The 18,645-nt window shown below is 53.0% G+C and carries 16 protein-coding genes and 2 pseudogenes; 10 read left to right on the top strand and 8 right to left on the bottom strand.

Annotated elements, in window-relative coordinates; genetic code table 11:
• The 3 genes and pseudogenes from ABJN75_RS05705 to ABJN75_RS05695 form a co-directional block, all read left to right on the top strand.
• A partial coding sequence (locus tag ABJN75_RS05705) for an FCD domain-containing protein (RefSeq protein ID WP_348437655.1) occupies nt 1-217 on the top strand: 217 nt, incomplete at its 5' end.
• Between the two features lie 74 nt (nt 218-291).
• A pseudogene (locus tag ABJN75_RS05700) lies at nt 292-537 on the top strand (DUF3604 domain-containing protein); the annotation flags it as partial.
• Between the two features lie 238 nt (nt 538-775).
• Complete coding sequence (locus ABJN75_RS05695) at nt 776-1,165, top strand: SHOCT domain-containing protein (RefSeq protein WP_348437653.1); 390 nt, start codon at nt 776-778, stop codon at nt 1,163-1,165.
• A gap of 194 nt (nt 1,166-1,359) precedes the next feature.
• Here the strand turns inward: ABJN75_RS05695 and tcuB are convergent, their stop codons facing one another.
• Together tcuB and tcuA are read right to left on the bottom strand one after the other, a co-directional pair.
• The gene (tcuB, locus tag ABJN75_RS05690; protein ID WP_348437651.1) at nt 1,360-2,421 is read right to left on the bottom strand and encodes a tricarballylate utilization 4Fe-4S protein TcuB; all 1,062 of its coding nucleotides are present in this window, start codon (nt 2,419-2,421) and stop codon (nt 1,360-1,362) included.
• Entirely contained in the window at nt 2,411-3,796 is a 1,386-nt protein-coding gene (tcuA, locus tag ABJN75_RS05685) for an FAD-dependent tricarballylate dehydrogenase TcuA (RefSeq protein WP_348437649.1), read from the bottom strand. The genes tcuB and tcuA overlap by 11 nt, the downstream gene beginning before the upstream one ends.
• A gap of 79 nt (nt 3,797-3,875) precedes the next feature.
• On the opposite strand from tcuA, the gene ABJN75_RS05680 reads away from it, so the two are divergent.
• Nucleotides 3,876-4,778: a LysR family transcriptional regulator gene (locus tag ABJN75_RS05680; protein WP_348437648.1), complete on the top strand. Its 903-nt coding sequence runs from the start codon at nt 3,876-3,878 to the stop codon at nt 4,776-4,778.
• Between the two features lie 6 nt (nt 4,779-4,784).
• On the opposite strand, the gene ABJN75_RS05675 is transcribed toward ABJN75_RS05680, so the two are convergent.
• The 5 genes from ABJN75_RS05675 to ABJN75_RS05655 form a co-directional block, all read right to left on the bottom strand.
• Nucleotides 4,785-5,762: a D-2-hydroxyacid dehydrogenase family protein gene (locus ABJN75_RS05675; RefSeq protein WP_348437646.1), complete on the bottom strand. Its 978-nt coding sequence runs from the start codon at nt 5,760-5,762 to the stop codon at nt 4,785-4,787.
• Nucleotides 5,763-5,828: 66 nt separating this feature from the next.
• Entirely contained in the window at nt 5,829-6,647 is an 819-nt protein-coding gene (locus ABJN75_RS05670) for a universal stress protein (protein ID WP_348437644.1), read from the bottom strand.
• Entirely contained in the window at nt 6,644-7,744 is a 1,101-nt protein-coding gene (locus ABJN75_RS05665; protein WP_348437642.1) for a 4-oxalomesaconate tautomerase, read from the bottom strand. Before ABJN75_RS05665 ends, ABJN75_RS05670 begins: the two co-directional genes overlap by 4 nt.
• Entirely contained in the window at nt 7,741-9,771 is a 2,031-nt protein-coding gene (locus ABJN75_RS05660; RefSeq protein WP_348437640.1) for a tripartite tricarboxylate transporter permease, read from the bottom strand. The genes ABJN75_RS05665 and ABJN75_RS05660 overlap by 4 nt, the downstream gene beginning before the upstream one ends.
• An 87-nt stretch (nt 9,772-9,858) precedes the next feature.
• Nucleotides 9,859-10,947, bottom strand: coding sequence for a tricarboxylate transporter (locus ABJN75_RS05655; RefSeq protein WP_348437638.1), 1,089 nt, complete (start codon nt 10,945-10,947; stop codon nt 9,859-9,861).
• Nucleotides 10,948-11,091: 144 nt separating this feature from the next.
• Here ABJN75_RS05655 and ABJN75_RS05650 point away from each other — a divergent pair, with 144 nt between their 5' ends.
• From ABJN75_RS05650 to ABJN75_RS05625, 6 genes are all read left to right on the top strand, one after another.
• Entirely contained in the window at nt 11,092-11,760 is a 669-nt protein-coding gene (locus ABJN75_RS05650; RefSeq protein WP_348437636.1) for a response regulator transcription factor, read from the top strand.
• A 62-nt stretch (nt 11,761-11,822) separates the two neighbouring features.
• A complete protein-coding gene (locus ABJN75_RS05645) occupies nt 11,823-13,142 on the top strand; it encodes a sensor histidine kinase (protein WP_348437634.1) in 1,320 nt (439 codons plus the stop codon).
• A 657-nt stretch (nt 13,143-13,799) separates the two neighbouring features.
• The gene (locus ABJN75_RS05640; protein WP_348437632.1) at nt 13,800-14,771 is read left to right on the top strand and encodes a DUF4238 domain-containing protein; all 972 of its coding nucleotides are present in this window, start codon (nt 13,800-13,802) and stop codon (nt 14,769-14,771) included.
• A gap of 249 nt (nt 14,772-15,020) precedes the next feature.
• Nucleotides 15,021-15,932 (top strand): N-acyl homoserine lactonase family protein, encoded by a 912-nt coding sequence (locus ABJN75_RS05635; protein WP_348437630.1) that lies wholly within the window; start codon nt 15,021-15,023, stop codon nt 15,930-15,932.
• A gap of 12 nt (nt 15,933-15,944) precedes the next feature.
• Nucleotides 15,945-17,498 carry an NAD(P)/FAD-dependent oxidoreductase gene (locus tag ABJN75_RS05630; protein ID WP_348437629.1) on the top strand — a complete coding sequence of 518 codons (1,554 nt, stop codon included), beginning with the start codon at nt 15,945-15,947 and terminating at the stop codon, nt 17,496-17,498.
• Nucleotides 17,499-17,875: 377 nt separating this feature from the next.
• Nucleotides 17,876-18,196 (top strand): hypothetical protein, encoded by a 321-nt coding sequence (locus tag ABJN75_RS05625; RefSeq protein ID WP_348437627.1) that lies wholly within the window; start codon nt 17,876-17,878, stop codon nt 18,194-18,196.
• Nucleotides 18,197-18,290: 94 nt separating this feature from the next.
• Here ABJN75_RS05625 and ABJN75_RS05620 read toward each other — a convergent pair.
• A pseudogene (locus ABJN75_RS05620) lies at nt 18,291-18,645 on the bottom strand (hypothetical protein); the annotation flags it as partial.

The raw sequence follows: 18,645 nt of genomic DNA, 5'->3' as shown, positions 1-18,645 counted from the left end.
GCTTCAGCGCGTCAATCAAATGCGCCGCCTTATGGAATACCGCGCGGAAATCAATCGGGACCGATTGGTCAACCAGTGCTCCGAACACTTGGAAATATTGGAGCTTTTGGAGCGCGGTGAAATTGCCGACGCCTCCTACCTCATGCGCCGTCACCTGAGTGGCGCCCTGAAACGCAAATCCCCTATTGCATGGAATTGGTCCGAAGATAGCGTGTAAGCTGCTGTTGCTTTCGGGACTTTTCTTAGTGTGATTATAGTTTTTCTCGGAGCGCTTCGTAAGGCGTCTTTCCGTTGAACGTCGCCGAGGCAAGCTACACGAACACTATTGGCGATCCGCTGTTGACCGCATTTTGGGAAGATCCTGACTTTGATCCTAAGCAGAAGGCTTTCTACTATGTGCGAGTTCTTGAAATTCCAAAGCCAACATGGCAAGCACACGACGCCAAGCGTTTTGGTGTAAAAATGTCCGAAGAGGTGCCGATGGTGCTGCAAGATCGCGCATACACGTCGCCGATCTGGTACACACCGGAAGGCTAAGACCAAAGATCGTGGCCATCTGTCCCAAAGTATAGGGAATTCCGGCACTACTAAATGGTCCGCGGGTATCGTCCGCAGGCCATTTTTCCAAACTGACGCGTGGCAATACGACAGAACAAGTCTACATCATGTATTCTGGTTCGACCGTTTATAATTCGGCAAATTAGCAACCTAGAAAATGGTATCGGTGAGAGCATTCCGCATTCGGACTGCACATCGATCTGAGGAGTATTACTAAATGGAAGATAGCATCGGGTTTTTTGACATCGTCGGGTCGATCCTCTGGATGTTCTTGATGGTGGCATGGTTTTGGGTGATGATTTCGGTTGTCGCTGATATTTTTCGTTCAAAAGACCTCAACGGTTTCTCAAAGGCTATTTGGATTGCTTTTGTGATACTGATCCCTTGGCTAGGAGTTCTTGTCTATCTCATTGTTCGCGGCGATAAAATGCACCAGCACAATGCAGAGGCATTGAGTAAAATGGAGGCAGCACAAAGGGACTATGTGCGCTCTGTCGCGGGTGTCTCCGCAGCCGACGAGCTGGAACGTTTGGCGGCCCTTAAAGACAAGGGCATTTTGACTGAAGAAGAGTTCGCTGCCCAGAAGGCCAAAACACTCAACGCGTGACTAGGAGCTTTATTCGCTTAATCTAAGGCACGCAGCGTCGCACCTAACGTCCGCGTTCACCCGAATTAACTCGGGTTTCCCATGAAGAGAAGCCCCGCCTAATCGTCTCCGATTGGCGGGTTTTCTATATCCAGAACTATAAATACCGCAAACCGGTCGTTAGCTGTACTGTCAACTATTGCCCTCGTCTGGAGCTAACCATCGACTTGTGCATTACGGATCAGTGCTGTCAGACGGTAGAAGCCGTGGGCCATTTTGGTAAAAGGCGTTAGCATGAATAATGCCAGGACTGCGCCAAGATGCAAAGCCAGCAAGACTGGCATGGCAATGCTTGAGCCAAGGACATAGAGCGCTAACCCGCTTAACGCTACAAATCCAAGGAGCGTAATGAAACCAAAATCGCCGCTCCATGCGTTGACATCGCCCAGTTCACGTTCTGACTGAAGTTTCAGCGAAGCCATCCAAACGCACCCGAGCGTCAGTATTATACCGCCCGGAACACCCAAAAGTTTCGGAATTGACCAGAACGGATAAGGTGCTGGCATGTTGAAGAGATAGTGCAAGAGCGTTGCTGTAGCCGTTGAAGCGAAACACAGAAGAAAGCCGGACATAATGGCCTGATGCGCATAACGCCGCGCATGCGAAAAACGGTCTTCGTCTTCAAAATTGCAACCATCGCCATGACCCGCCGCAAGGTCTTTCATGCTAGCGACCATGCCAATCGCGGATGCAACATCGCTCACTTGAACCCGGCCCCCGCCAACAAACGTCCAGTATCGCCGCAAGCTGACAGCAATGCTGGCCAAGGGAAACAGAAAGGCGGGCAGGAAAATCCCGACCATCGCATTGTGGGACAGCACTGTGTAAAACCCGCCCCCGCCAGCTTCTCCGATCATGCGGATAACCAAAAACAGGATAGCAAAGCCCAAGACCGACGCGATTGCAATTGCACCGCCATGAGTGTGAAACCGGCGCGCAACAGGTGCAGGCCATGCATAGGTTTCCCAGCTGTCTCGCCGGACTTCGGCCAATGCCTTGGGGAGGTTCAGATCGAACTCATGCGGCGCCGTGTACTGGCAGGCATGATAACAGCCCCGGCAGTTGTGGCAGAGATTGGCCAATTGCGTGATATCACCATCGTTCAAGAACCGCTCGCGATGAAGCGCCGGGAACACGGAACAGTAACCTTCGCAATAGCGGCAGGCGTTACAAATATCGGCCTGACGGCGGGCTTCTTCGATAAGATCAGCTTGCATGGGCTGCGGCCTCCCGGCCCGCGATGCGTCCAAAGACTGTGCCAATGGTCATACCGAACCCGGCCAGATACCCCTGACCCAGAATAGACCCAGCCATGGTTTCACCTGCGGCCCATAGATTCCGCACGAGGCCGTGTTCCGTACTGCATTGTGCATTCTCGTCGACCTTCAATCCGAGATAGGTGAAGGTCACACCGGTGCGCAGGGAATAGCCATAGAACGGGGGCTTTATGATAGGTCTTGCCCAATTGGTTTTCGGCGGTGCGATACCGGTCGTCGCCACGCCATCAAGCTCCGTTGGACGGAAATCGGAGATATCACCGCAAGCAAAATTAAACGCGTCTATCGTTGTTCGCAGTTTTTCGGCTGGCAATCCCATCTGCCCTGCGAGGTCTTCCAGAGTGTCTGCTTGAAGCGGTGGGAAAACCGATGGCATGAACAAGTTCAACGATCTAGCATCAATGATGACATAGCCTACCTGATCAGGTTGCGCCGCAACGAGCCGACCCCAAATAGCATACCGTTTTGGCCAGACGTCTTCGCCTTCGTCGTAGAACCGTTCGGCATTTTTGTTCACGACAACAGAGAACGGCACACAGTCCAACCGGGTAACAATACCGCCGTCATATTTTGGCGCCCGACCGTCGATGGCGACGGCATGGCACTGGTCTGCGTCACCGACAGACAACACCCCCTGGCCCAGCAAATCCGACAAAACCACGCCGCGATTATAGGGAGTTCCGCGAATGAGAAAGTTCTGAGCTGCCGGTCCCCACGCTCGGGTCAGCCAATCCGTATCTGCCTGAAATCCACCAGATGCAACAACGACGGCCTTGGGCGAAATCCGCCTCGTTTCACCTACATGAGTGTAGTCGATCCATATGACTCGATCGCCCTCGAGTTCCAGATGTGTGACCTGTGCCTCGTAGATTACATCCACACCCAGCTTTGCAGCAGTTCGGTAATAGGCATTCACCAGCGATTTGCCGCCACCCATAAAAAACGCGTTGGTTCGCGCCAGAGACAGCGTTCCTGAGAGCGACGGTTGAAAACGGACGCCGTGATCCTGCATCCAATGCAGGCATTCTTCAGAGGCCCTAATAGCCAATGAAGCCAGATCCTTGTCGGTCTTGCCTCCCGTGACTTTCATCAGATCAGCCAGATATTCGTCTACACTGTACTCATCGACGAGAGGCCCTAGCGGACCTTTATGCATGCAGCGGAAATTGCGTGTATGACGGGAGTTGCCACCGCGGTAAGGCTTGGGAGCCGTTTCGAGGATCAGCACTTTTGCACCGGCCTCAGCGGCCGTTATGGCCGCACACAATGCCGCGTTTCCGCCACCGATTACGACGATGTCATATTGATTGCTCATGGCGTATTCCTTCATTGCCAAGGGGCTATCAGTCGCTGTTTAATTTGACCAATGACAGTTTTTCTGAGATTGATGCGTTATGCGCATTAATTATGATTTCAGCGATCTTGAAGTTTTTCTGGCCGTTAAAGAAACAGGGTCGTTTCATCAGGCTGCCAAACGGCTGAACCTGTCGCAATCGGCGGTGACACGCCGGATTCAAAAACTTGAAATTGCGTTGGACAGCGTTCTGTTTGAGCGGACAACACGCGCAGTCAAACCCACCCTTGCCGCCAAACGCCTTCAGTCAAAGGCCGAAGCAATTCTTGAGGATGCCCAGGAAACAACTATCGCCATGCGGGATGAAAGCGTTGCTTTTGCCCATCAGCGCGGTGCGGTCATCACTGTTGCAATTGTCCCTACTGTCGTCGCACGGCTGTTTGTTCCTGCAATTCAATCCTTCAGAAATTCTGGATTTGAAACTCGTATCCGGCTGCTCGATTCAAGTGCTAATGAAGTGGCCGAAAATGTTGCAAGCGGGGAAGCAGATTTCGGAGTTTGTTCCATTCCAACGTTGGAACCTTCAACCGAATTCACTTCGATTTTTGATGACAAAATTGTCCTAGCTCTGCCCGCAAGCCACGTTTTTGCGGAGCGTGATGCGATTGGGTGGAATGAACTGGAAGGCACGACGCTTATCCTGCCCGCGCGTGGGACGGGTAACCGACTTCTGATTGATGACACCATGGCGCAAGTGCGGCTGTCCGTGATTTGGAGCTATGAGGTCAATCGATCTACAACTGCGTTGGAGCTGGTTGAAGCTGGGCTCGGCTTCGCGCTCTTGCCACACTCGGTGTTCCAGTCAACGGTCACAAAAAATGTCGTTACTTGTGAATTGAAAGCGCCGAAAATTATCCGTCCCATTGGCCTGCTAACGCGGGTTGGCCAAAGCGATACTCCGGCAATCACCGCGCTCAAAGATGCTATCCTGTGGGCGGTCTAGTTAGATTCAGCCAGCAACCCAGACGTCAGGGTTGATCATATGGACAGGCGCGCCGTCAGCATATGCGTTTACCTGATCAAAAACGTCGGCAAACTGAAGGTCGAATTCGTCTTCTGTGACAAACCCTATATGCGGTGTAGCAATGAGATTTGGGTGAGACAGTAACGGATCTTCGGGATCCGTTAGCGGTTCCGTGTCGAAAACATCAATAGCTGCGGTGCCGGGCCGACCGTTGTTCAAGGCTTCCAATAAAGCTTCGGGTCCAATCAATCCGGCTCGAGATGTATTCACAAAAAGTGCACCGGGCTGCATCTGTGCGAAATCTTGTGCGGTGACAATTCCTCGGGTTGTCGGTTTCAAGCGGACATGGACCGATATGATGTCACTGTCGGTAAAGAAAGCCTCGCGACTTGCAGCAACAATTGCTCCATTCGCTTTTGCGCGTGCGCGTCCTTCTTCCGACGACCACCAGACAACGTCCATTCCAAAAGCTTCAGCATACCCGGCTACGGCTTTGGCGATTCGGCCATAGCCATAAAGGCCCAGACGCCGACCTCGCAAGGTTTTGCCGACACCCATCTGCCATTGCCCGGCTTTGACCGAGGCCATCTGTGCGGGTAGTTGGCGAATTCCGGCCATGATCAGCGCCCAGGTCAATTCGGCAGCGGCATAAGACGGTGTTCCAGCATGCATGTTTGAACACACAAGCACACCTTTATCTGAGCAGGCCGCGACATCAACATGAGGGTAGACACTGCGTTGACTAATCAGACGCAGGTTGGGTATTTTTTCGAGCAGAGTGCGGGTTACTTTTGTGCGTTCCCGGAACAGGACTAACGCTTCAGCGTCTTTCAAGCGGTCAGCGAGAAGAGCTTCATCTGCAACATGATCGTCCCAGACAGTTACATCATGACAATTCAGTTTTTGAAAACAGGGCAATCCACGCAACGTATCAAACCAATCGTCAAGAATGTGAACACGCATCGTGCTGTTTCCTTGTGTTGCATCATAAGAATACGTTGTCAGAAAACCCTGGTCGGAGCTTGACAATCAGTGGGATAAAAGGACTGGGATAGATGTATCCTTGATAACCCGAGCGGTTACGCCACCCAGAAAGTCTTCGCGAAATTTGGAATGCTCAAAGGCCCCCATAACCAACAGGCATGGGTCCTGATCCCTACAATAGGCCAATATTGCACGTGCGGGGCCAGGTACTGAGTCAATCACCTCGTGTGTGGCTTTAACATCATGGCGTTCCAGGTGCATCAACAGCTCGGACACAGGGCGTGGTGTGGGTTCGTTGCCAATTGTCAGGACCGTTACTCGGCCCTGATCCTCTAGCAACCCAAGACTGTCGGAGAGCGCACGAGCTGATGCCCGGCTGCCGTCCCAAGCTATGACTGCATGTGCGTGGTTGGCGCTGGCATCGTGATCTTCTGGTACGATCAGAACAGGGCGACCGCTCATCAGAGCAATACGGTCTGGGTGTTGAACGACGTGTTCGTCGACATTTTCTGCACGGTCCTGTCCCATGATCAGAATGTCATAGCTGCGGGCACATTCTGATAGAACAGCATCTACTCGGCCAGCTTCCCGTCTAAAATGCAATCTGTCACCAAGGGCAAGGGTGTCACGCAAGGCCTCAAATCTAACTTCAATCTTGTCAAGAATATCGGCATTTGCCTGCTCCAGGATCTCACGTGCCTTGGCCGGCACCCAAGCCGCCCGACTGTTGATGACCTCATGGGTTGAATGAGCCAGTAGAGCCGTTACATTTGCGCCATTGCGGGCCAGAGATGTCGCGTATTTCAATGCCGAGACAGCGCTATCAGATCCGTTGAATGCAACAAGGATGTTGTAAATGCTCATGCAGGAGCCTCCTGTCCGGTTTGACCTTGGCCGGGAATATAGACATGACCATCGGCCAGTTTGCGTGCTGTACGAACAAGGCCTGCGGAATTCAAAGTGAAGCCGTCCTCAAAAGTATAATCGATAAGCACATCGATTTTTCCCGAAGCGTGTTCAAGAACGACTTCGACAGGGCAGGCCGAAGGTCGTGTCAACATTCCGTCGGCGACTGATCCGGGCGTCAGAGCGCAAGCCGCGAGGCATTGCGCACCTGTAACGGCCATAGTCGGATGTGTTTTCCACGGCATGAAATACCGGGCAGCAATGGTTCCACCATCTATGGCAGGAGCAAGCAGGCCGAACTTGGGAGTAACGGACTTGGTAACGTCTCCCAAGCCTATCAACTTGCCAGCTTTGACGCGGATGGCTTCCATTTGGTCAAAGAAGGCACGGTTGTCCTCCAACTCTTGCGCGCTTTCATATCCGCTCAGACCGAAATCCGTTGCGCGTGCGATGATCACCGGCATCGCGACATCCATGCATGTGACTTCAATCCCGTCGACTGTATCTCGCAGATTACCGGTAGGCAGGAAGGCGCCTGTTGATGAACCGACAACACCCATGAAAGACAACAAAACGGGAGCTGACGATCCAGGCGAACCGGCTATCTCAGTGTCACCTTCATAAGTCAGAGCACTGCCAGGGGTTTGAACCTTGGCAATCACCTGCGCACCTGTATTAACAGCGCGAATACGAATTTCGGTTTCATTGCCGGAGGGCGTGATTAGACCCATTTCGATTGCCGCTGGACCAACCCCTGAGAGAATGTTGCCGCATGTCGGTTTGAAATCGACCAGCTGGTCCTCGACGGAAACTTGCGCAAAGAAATAGTCAATATCAGCCCAGGCATCATCTGATGCGGACAGCATGGCCACTTTTGTGGTGACGGCAGCGCCTCCGCCGATACCGTCGATGTTGAGTGGGTGTCCGGACCCCACAGCAGCGATGAGAACCTTGGCCAGTGAACCCAGATCTGTCGGTAAATCTTCGCGCCGAAAATACGGTCCTCTGGAAGTTCCACCACGCATGAAGATGTAAGGAATTGCGATCTGGGTCATCTCAGCGGCCATGGCAAATCAACTGCCCCCTGCAAGAGCCCCGGAGGAAAGTCGCGGTTCAGCGCCCCGGCCATCAAACACATGAAGCAAATACCGGTAGCCGTGAGGGTCAGCGTCTTGAGCCAACCAGAGCCCGCCCGAACCCGGAGGAACGTGATCAGAAAACCAACCAGCGCCAGGATGAACCCGACAAACCATGTGGCTGCAATCAAGGCTGCGAACCATGCTAGCGTAGTCCACAATCCATAAGGAGCATCAGCATCTTCGCCGGCAACTTCCTTGTCGGCAAAAATCACATCACGTTCCGGCCTGCGCATCATCTGGATCAAAAGGACTACGCAACACAGCAATGCTGTTCCGCCGACGAACAACGGAATGACCTTATCGGTCATATTGTAGTCAGGGATCATGCTGGCGTTGATCAGAGCAAAAGTCAGATAGGAGGCGATAACGAGAAGAAAGACCAGCGGTGCTCGCTTGGATCCGGACTGGATTTCTCCATCGGCCATGATCGTTTTCGCTTGACGAATGCCAAGCACAACAGACAGCACGGTAACGATGATAAGAACGATCACAATCGGGCTGAAAATGTAGTCGATACCGTCTTCAAAGCTCTTCCTGAATCGGAAACTGGCGATCTGGAACGCCTGGTTGGTGAATTTTTCAACCGGATTTGACAAGACAAATCCAATTAGAAAAGCAGGGCGTGACCAATCAAATCGGCGCAGGAAGATGCCAACCAGTCCAATTACAAATAGTGCCAGAAGATCTTCAAAGTTCTGACCTGACTGGAAGGCAGCAAAACTGATCAGCATGAACAGGAATGGGGCCAGATAGGTAAAGCGAATGGTCGTCAGCTTCGCGATCCCGCCGGAAGCCGCGATGCACAGGACTGTGCCCAACACGTTGGCAAGGGCCAGCAGCCAGACGATGGAATAGGTGATGTCGAGATTGCTCTTCAGCATTCCAGGACCGACTTCGATATCGCCAGAGCCAAGCAGGGCAACTGCACCAATGAAGATGGCCATGGAGCCAGAACCCGGGATACCAAACAACAATGTCGGTACGAGGCCACCGCCTTCCTTGGCGTTGTTGGAGCTTTCCGGACCGATCACACCGCGGACTTCACCTTGGCCGAATCCTGATTTGTCTTTGGTTGTTTGGACCGTGTGCCCATAGGCGATCCAGTCGACAACAGACCCGCCCAAGCCTGGAATAATTCCAACAACCACACCAATGATGGAACACCTGACCGACAGCCAGATATTTGCGAACCAGTCTTTGACACCGTCTGCCCAGCCAGCACCGAGGCTGGCGCCTTTCGCAATCGAGCGGTCCTGGCGGAGCAGTGACACAATTTCCGGAATGGCAAAAATACCCAATCCGACGATCACTAGTTTCAAACCGTCCGTTAGATACGGGATGTCGTAGGTCGCCATGCGCAGGCTGCCACCTGCGTCAGCTTCGCCAATGGTCCCAACCATCAGGCCCAGTCCGGCGGCTGCCAGTCCCTTGAAGGCAATGCGGCCGGCCAGAATGGCGACCATGGACAGACCCAGGATTGTAATCATCAGCATTTCGGGCAGGCCGAATGCCAAGACTATGGGGCGGGCAACAAGAATAAACACCGTTAGAAACGTTGCGCCGATCAACCCACCAAAAAGTGAAGAGGCAAATGCCGCAGACAAGGCTCGTGCAGCCTCGCCTTTTTTGGCCATTGGAAACCCGTCGAGCACCGTTGCCTGAGAGGCGGACGAGCCCGGAATACCCATCAAAACGGACGCAAACGTATCGGATGTCGGAACAACCGCGACCATTCCGATCATCAGGGCCAGACCCAGAATTGGGTCCATACCGAACATGAAGGGAAGCAAAAGAGAAAGGCCTGCAATTCCGCCAAGGCCTGGAAAAACCCCGACAGCCAAACCCATGACGACACCCAAGAACAGGTAGCCAAGGACAACTGGTTGAAGGATCAACGCCCACGCGTCATTGAGCGCAGGAATAGCGGTGGCGAAAATCTCCATGGGGAGCCGCCTTTCATTTTACCAATGTCAGGAAAATTGGTGCGCGACCGTGATCGAAGGGGCCAATCGCGCACCCAGAGGCAGAACTTACTTCAGCTCAACGCCATAGGCTTCTTTCAGCCAATTGATGACGTAGGTCTTAGCCTCAGCCGGAACATTTGTTGCAGTACCAAGCGCAGTCTGCGCGCCTTCTCCTGTAAAGACCGGATATTTACCCACGCGCTTTGCAGAGATGTTGGCGAAATCAGGATCTGCAACAACAGCTTCAAAAGCAGCGGTGTAGGTGTCGATCACATCCTGCGGTGTGCCGGCAGGCAAGAATGCTAGTTTTTGAACCGGGAATCCGGCGACGAAGAAGGCTTTCCATGCGTCCCAGGATTCACCTGAGGTTTCGCAGCGGTCTGTTGCTTCGCAAACTTCCTTGAATGTTGCGATTTCCGGGAACGTCGGATCCCGAACGATGTTCCCGTCTGCGTCGAGCGCCCCCCATGTCATCATCGGGACTGCTTTGCCTTGCGAGACAAGATCAACGCCGCCTTTCAAATAGCCTGACGAGGTCTGATAATCGATGGTTGCTTCGCCACGTTCAAACATCAGACGACCATCGCCGCGGCCTTTGATGCCAAAAACAGGTTCAACATTCATACCGAGCATTTGCCAGGCCAGCAGCGGAACTAAATCGAGGCGTGTCGCACCCTGGGAGCCGTAAATAAAGTCGATACCTTTCAGGGCATTGGCCGAGCCGTCAAACTTGGCACCGTCATCGGCATTCAGATAAGCGACACCGCCGGTTCCGGACGCCATCACCGGGTTCCAGTCCTTGTATTCATAACGAACACGCGGATCATCAAGCAGATATGGAAACTGGGTGGAGCCGGACGAGCCGAACAACAAAGTTCCATCGTCATGCGTTTGTTTTTGGAACCAGTTTGCTCCCTTAGTGGAGCCAGCGCCCGGCATGAATTTTACGACAATTGTCGGCTTTCCAGGCAGGGCATCCCCCAGCAGTGGTGCGAAGAAATTGGCCCATTTGGCGGAGCCACCTGTTTCCGAGAAGGGAATGACCCATTCAATTGTCTTACCGGCAAAATCAACTTCGGCAACGGCTGGAGCAGTCATGAAGGTAGTTGAAAACAGTCCTAGAGCGGCCTTGCGCGCAAAGCTTGATATGGTCATTAGATCCTCCCAGTTGACCAGACAAACACAGGGGCGTCCTCTGCGCCACTATTGATTGTCGTATGAAATTGGGGATTGATTCCCCTTTCAATCTGCCGATCATTGGAAGTGAACCTTGCAATAAGCTTGCAGAAGTCAGGAAAAATGAGAATCGCAATCATTGAGGACAACAAGGCTTTGGCAAATGCCATCGCCTATCGCCTGCGTGATCGGGGACATGCGGCAGATGTGCTGCATGATGGCGATGAGGCCGATGTTTTCCTGTCGCAGGACGGGGCCGATCTTGTGGTACTGGATATCAATTTGCCTGGGCAAACAGGTCTCGATGTTCTGCGTTCAATGCGAGCACGGTCAGACAGTACGCCGGTCATTCTTTTAACCGCCCGCAGCGAAACGAGTGACCGTGTAAAAGGATTGGATTTGGGGGCGGATGATTACCTGGTCAAACCCTTTGAGATGGACGAACTGGAGGCACGTATCAGGGCATTGTCACGGCGCAAAAAGCTCGATTACGGCATAAGCGAAACCATAGGTGGACTAGAATTCAACCGCACCTCTCGGCAAGTTCTGGCAAACGGAACTCTTCTCGAAGTTCCAAGGCGTGAACTTGCTGTATTTGAGTGCCTAATGGAACGCCGTGGGCGCATAGTTTCCAAGGCGCAATTGACCAATCACGTGTATGGAGTGGGCGCGGATGTAGATGATACCGTTATAGAGCCGCATGTGTCCCGCCTGCGAAGAAGGCTTTCAGATTACGGTGTCTCGATTAAGACTGCCCGCGGTCTGGGATACATGCTTGAGGTCCCCGGATAATGCGCCATTCCGCGTCTCTGCGCATCAGACTATTCGTCCTGATAATAACCCCGCTGGTCCTGATGGCGATACTGCTGGGGTATTGGAGGCACACCGTTGCCTTGCAGACTTCAGAAGAGTTGTTTGACCGGACTTTGCTATCAGCCGCACTGGCTATTTCACGGGATGTCGCCGTTTCCGACGGCGACGCCTTGTCGCCATCAACGCGGGATCTCATCCGCGATGTTGCTGGCGGCGAAGTATTCTATCATGCCACGGGGCCAGGCGGCATCTACATCACCGGATACGCGTATCCACCGGCGATGTCCGGAGATCGGCAAGAAGATCGATACACTCCCAACTTTTTTGAAGCCAGTTACCGGGATGAAGGTGTCAGGGTTCTGAACATTACTGAACGCGTGACCATCGATAATCTGACCGCGGACGCCACAGTTACGGTTTGGCAGCGCCTAGCCGACCGGCAGGCGTTTGCCAATCAACTGGCTGTCAGAGCGATTGGCATCATGAGTGTCTTGCTGGTGACTCTGGCGCTGGTCGTCTGGTTCGGTGTTGGTCGTGGCTTGCGTCCTTTGCTGGATCTTCAGGACGCAATATCAATCCGCTCGTCAAGCGACCTCAGCAAGATCCGGCGTCCGGTTCCGGTCGAGGTGCAGGGAATAGTGCAGACGCTCAATCGCCTGTTTGCGCAGGTCGAAACAAGTATTCAGGCGCATCAGGTATTCATCTCTGACGCAGCTCACCAACTTCGCAATCCCGCCGCCGCGGTCCAATCCATGGCGGAGGCAGTTCGTGATGCTAAAACCGATCAGGACAGGAACCTGAGGACAGCTGAACTGGTTAACGCAGCACGGGCGTCCGCGCGGGTTGCGGATCAACTCTTATCGTTGGATAGACTACAGCAACCGGTCACGCCAACTACGCCAGAAGAGTTCGACCTGAGTGAACTGGTTCGAGAAATCTGCGCCGATATGGGCCCAAGTATACTGGCACAAGGTATTGATTTCGAGCTTCGATCTCCCGAGATCAAAGTGCCGGTTTGCGGTGACCGAGTATTTGTTGCCGAAGCAATCAAAAACCTGATTGATAATGCCCTCAAACACGGTGGTGAGGAATTGAGCGCAATCAGCGTTCGATGTTCAAATGATGCATCGGCCGCACATATCACTGTTGCTGATGACGGCAAGGGGCTTTCACCGGATCAACGCGATGCTGCATTTGGCCGGTTTTCTCAAGTCGAACCCTCCGACGGCAGCGGCCTCGGTTTGGCAATCGCAATGTCCGTCGCCGAACGCCACAAAGGCTCTCTTTCCATCGACCGGGTTGATACCGGCGCAAGCTTGACACTGACTTTGCCCATCAATGCTGTGAAGCAAGGTAATTAAGTTAGCAAATTGAATGCCGGTACAAATCAATTCGTCAAAACAACCTTTGAAAGCCAGCGCGGAAGTCCGTTCACAGCCCCGAACGGTGTTAGTTTCGCAGGCGCAACGAAAGTCTGCTTACCGCCCAACCTGTGAATATACCGCGTCTGCGATAAACGTCAGCTTTCGGGAGAGCGCGGAAAACGGACAGACGACCGAAATGGCGGCGCAAAGCCGCCATTGATTGAGAACATAACCTAAGACCGCTCAAGGCCGGAAGTGCCGCTGCGAAAAGACTTGGCGATGGCCTCGTCCCTGATGATCGGCAGCGGAATTGCGCCGGTCGAGACCTTGCGCAGGAACTTGTCGACCGTGAGGTGGGGAATATGTCAGCGCGACCCAGGGCGATGGCGGTTGAATAAAGTAAACTGGTACCGTAATTCCGGCGATATGAACCAACACCTGCTAAGCGGATGAAGCTGCCGTTTGTGATCGGCACGCCAACAGCTGCTTTGCAGCCTCATGGGTGGATCGTTTTAATGATCTGATGCAAAGCCTCTTCATGCAAATATCTGCATCAGAAATGTAGGATTCTCCGCTATTCCTCAATCCGCCCCCAAAAAAACAAATTCGGATCAGTAAAGGAATGTCCGTAGTCCAATTGTTGTGGCGTTAGCAATGTCTTCAAGAACTAAAAAGCAGCACGTTGTTCCACGATTTTATCTGAGCAAATTTTGCGATTCAGATGGACTTGTTTGGACCTATTCTGGTGGAAATGATCCGCGTGGCGACACGCCAGAGGCGACTGCCGTCGAGACAAATTTTTATAGCCCAATCGGCGCGAACGGTGAACGGTTTGATGAGGCTGAAGTACTGTTGGGGACAATCGAGAGTAACGCCGCGCCGCTCTGGGACGATCTTTGCAACGGCAAGGTTTTTGAAGGAGACAGACGCGACAACATTGCATTGTTCTTGGCTGCACAATACTTGCGTTCGCCTTCTACCGTCCGGGGGGGCGCCGAAATGATGGCGGCTGTTGCCCATCACGTCGCCCAGTTTACAGCCGCCAACAAGGAAGCTCACGAGCAATCTCTTGACAGTTACCAAGAAGAAACTGGCGATAAGATTTCACCTGAAAAGCGTGAAAAGATGCGCAAATTCCTGAGTGACCCAAAAAACTTTTCAATAGATGTCTTGCGTTCAGCCGGATTGCCGATGCTGGGCGGTATAGGAAACCTTGCGAACATTTTTTTGAATATGAAATGGGTTGTTGGGCGCAGTAAGGATCAGCACCTAATCACGTCGGATAGCCCGGTTACAAGAATTTCAGATCCTGCAACACATAACCCGATCAATGGGGACGGCGCTTTCTCCAACAAGACAGTAAGAGTGAATTTCCCGCTTACCCCAACACGAATAATCGAACTAACTTGGGAGGGAGAAGAAAAGGAGCGGGTCGTAGAAATACCAAAAAAAATGGCCCGGGAAATGAACGGTGTGAGGGCGGCTCAGGCGGAACGCTTCATTTATGGTTCCAAGAGGGACTACGGCATAGTAGCGCTCGGCAACAAGTGGTTGGACAACGAGAAGCCGCCCAAGATTATTATGGGCCGTGACACGCCCGAAATCAAAGTGAAACGGAAGTTATAATTGGTTCGATTGCTAGAAAAGCTGACATTGTATTGTACAGCGACATTCGTCAAGTAAGGGCTTTGAAGCAGTCATTGGGGGAGGATCAGTATTACGTGCGGGTTATCGCTTACGCGATTTCGCGATGCCCTTGATACGTATCAAGAGAAGCGGACTTCACATTTGGTAGATTAGAGACAAAACTGCTTTCTCTGACATGGGAAAGTCGGCACGCCAGATGAGTATCTTGATGACTCCGAGATTTGCGCCATGGCAAACACGAAATCGGAATCCTTGGATTCAAAACTTAGCACCGATCAACTGATCACTTCGGTTCGGGTTCTCAATTGCGGGCGGGCAGAGCAGCATAAAGAACACCGCTATGGCAGCAAACTGCCACAGTTATGGTGGGTCTTCTTTGGGCGAACCTGGGTGCCACTGCCACTGCAATGCTTCGTGATCGAGCATCGGAATGGACTGGTGTTGTTCGATACAGGCATCGACCCCGCGATCTCATCGGACAAAGCCTATATCAAACAAGCCATTGGGCGTTTTTTGCTGTCGCGGATCTTCAGGTTCCACCTGACCGATCGCGACCGCATCGATCACGTGCTGGCAAACGCAGGCATTGCTGCCAGCGATGTTCGCATTGCAGTGATCTCTCATCTGCACTTTGACCATGTTGGTGGAATCGCGCATATCCCGCAAGCCGATCTGCTGGTGAGCGAGCGGGAAACGGCGATCCTGTCTGAGCCACACCCGGAACGCGAGTGGATTCTGCGGGAGCATATCGAAATCCCAGACGCCAAATGGCGGCAGATCGCCCTCCAATCAAGCGATGACCCGCTTTTCGATGGCTTCGATGGGATCCACGATGTTGCGGGCGATGGCTCTATGATTCTGTTGCCTACACCAGGTCACACGGCGGGCTCAATTTCTATGCTGGTCCGTCAGAACGGCTGGGACCCGATCCTTCTGGTCGGAGATCTAACCTATGAAGCTGCAATGCTCGAACAGGACCGTGTCCCGGGTACCGGTGATCGAAAAACGCTCCTCGCATCCTTTGCAAAAGTTCGCGAGTTAAAAAAACTGTTGCCGGAACTTGTGATCATTGCCTCGCACGACTTCGGCGCAGAAGCGGCGATTTCAGGAGCTACGCGCACCAAATCAACATTCATTTGAGGAGACTGCACAATGGCCGAAAAACAAAGCAATAATTGGGACGCCATCGTTGTCGGATCCGGTATGGGGGGGATGTCGGCAGCCGCTGCGCTGTCCAAAACAGGGCACAAGGTTCTGCTATTAGAGCAATACAAAACCCTGGGCGGTTTAACACACAGCTTCACACGCGACGGGTTCTCCTGGGATGTTGGGATTCACTATCTCGGTTGCCTGGCTCCGGACGACAGGGAACGAGCGTTGATCGACTGGCTGACACATACGCCAATGGCGTTTGAACCCATGGGGGCCGTTTATGACAACTTGCACCTTGGAGATGCACCGCCACTTGCGCTGTCGCGCCCTTACGAGGCGCAGGAACGCGATTTGAAAGACCGTTTCCCCGATGAGATCGAAGCGATCGAGGCCTGGACCGTCGCGCTTCGGGAAGGCCGTGAAGTGATGTACACGCTGGCGTCAACCCGGGCCATGCCCGAATTTGTCGGCGACATGATTGATTGGTGGAACCACCGGGCCATTGACAAATGGTGCAAGCGGACCACGAAGGAGGTTGTCGATAGTATCACCCAAAGCCCTGATCTCGCAGCGGTATTCACCGCGCAATGGGGAGATTGTGGAGGGCGTCCGTACAAAGCCAGCTTCGGCATACATGCCTTGGTCTGCGGGTCCTATTTGCCAAGCGGTGCATGGTATCCTGTTGGTGGCGGCAAGGCATTTGCGGAGCATCTAATTCCAACAATTACAGAGGCAGGCGGTGAGGCGCGTGCCGGAACAAAAGTTGAGACACTTCTAATCGATAGCGACAAAGTCATCGGGGTGCGCACGAGCGAGGGTGAAGACATCCGGTCAAACGTTATCATATCTAATATTGGTGCGCGCGAGACAATCAACAATCTCCTGCCGACAGGATTCGGACCCAAAGACTGGATTGATGAAATACTGGCGTTGCCTCCGTCGATTGCCCACTTCAGTCTTTTCATGGGTTTCGAAGGCGACGTGGAAGAGGCAGGTGCTACTAGGTCAAACCATTGGTTCTATCCTAATAGTGAAGTCGATGCTGTTTGGGCAAATGCGCCAGAGGGCAATCCGCCCGGGTTTTTCGTCTCATTCGCGTCCTTGAAGGATCCAAAGCACGACCCGGGCCCGAAGCAGAAACATGCAGGTGAAATGGTTGTGTGGACCGATTGGAGTAGCGTTGCCAAATGGGCGGGCCTGCGTTCGGGCGAACGAGGCGTAGACTACAAAGCCTTCAAATTGAAGGTGGAAGAAAAGATGTTCGCACTATTCTCAGCGAACTTCCCCGAATTGGCAGACCTTGTCGTCCTAAGGGAGCTTTCGACACCGATGGCAACCGAGGCGATCACGGGTCACTACGAGGGACGTTTCTATGGTCTGGATGGAACTCCAGAGCGGGTGTTGAGCGATGCGTTGAGGGCCAAAACCCCGATCGATGGGCTCTATCTTTCCGGACAGGACGTGGTTAGCCAGGGTATTCAGGGCGCACTTTGGGGTGGAATCCTTTGTGCGGCGAGCGTGGAGCCGAGGGTCTTCAAGCAACTGCGTGGCTAGACTATCAAAAATCTAGAGGATTACGGTGACAGTTGTCCGTCATCAAGGTATTTGGAATTGTTAGTTGTGGGATTTAAAGGAGAGAATGGCTAATCCTGTTGGTATCCAAAAAATATATCGCGCCCCAATTCTCCGGACACGTTCATTGTTCATTTTTCTAATGTTCGAATTCGACAGCAATTCCCTATTGCTTTTCCCCCGATCGCATTTCTTTAACCCTGCGATCGTTTCCCCCGCGGACACGGCGATTTCAGTGTGCCAGTTTCCAGCTGTCTTCGGCGACATCGCCGGGACCTGGCAGTTCGTCGATGTCTTCCGACATTTGAGCGAGCTGCCGTCAGCAAGAAGGACTGCACATGACCAATTCTCGGAATGATATGGAGGAACTCCACGCCGCAGCACAAACACCAATGAACAATCCATGGGCGGTCGATATGGCGATGTCGAAGCTCTTCAAGGTCCGCAGTTGTCTTTATGATCCGACAGCAAACACGAACGAGAACACCGTCACTGACCTGATTGGTGCAGAAGATGTCGCTCTGAAGTCCGTTGCAGATGCCAAGGCACAGACCCTGGAAGCCGTCATGGAAAAGTTCGCCCTCCTGTCATCCGAACTTAACCGGGCTCCGGTTTCGCGCCCGGTTCGGATGTTGGCAACATCACTGTGCTGCGATGTCGAAGACCTGCTGAACACCTGACCGTTTCTGCTTTTAAAAACAAAACCGCCAGAGTTCTGCCCTGGCGGTTTTGTTTTGTCCGAATTGGGTTTGCACGCTGTTGTCTCGCGGGCCATTAGCTAACCCGTTGAAGTTGACACCCGGCCGCGGAAATAATTTCCAGAACATCTGCCTCTGCCAACTTGTGACCTTCAATGAGCGCATCAGCCAAGGCATGAAGCGCAGTTTCATTTTCCTGAAGGAGCGCGCTCGCATCCTCAAAAGCCTTGTCGAGGATCTTGTCGACACGGTCCCGAAGACCGGCATCTGACAAAAGCACATCCGGAACCCGTCTGGAGCCACTGAGAGCAAGGTGAACAAGACTGTTTCCCAGACCGTATGAGGCCTCCAGTTCAGTTGCGATCCGAGTTGCCGAAGCAAGATCAGAATGGGATCCTCCACCTCCCCCGTCCGACATGTCTCCAAAGATG

Source organism: Hoeflea sp. (assembly GCF_039975035.1).
Lineage (GTDB): Bacteria > Pseudomonadota > Alphaproteobacteria > Rhizobiales > Rhizobiaceae > Hoeflea.
This window is presented reverse-complemented; position numbering and strand designations above follow the sequence as displayed.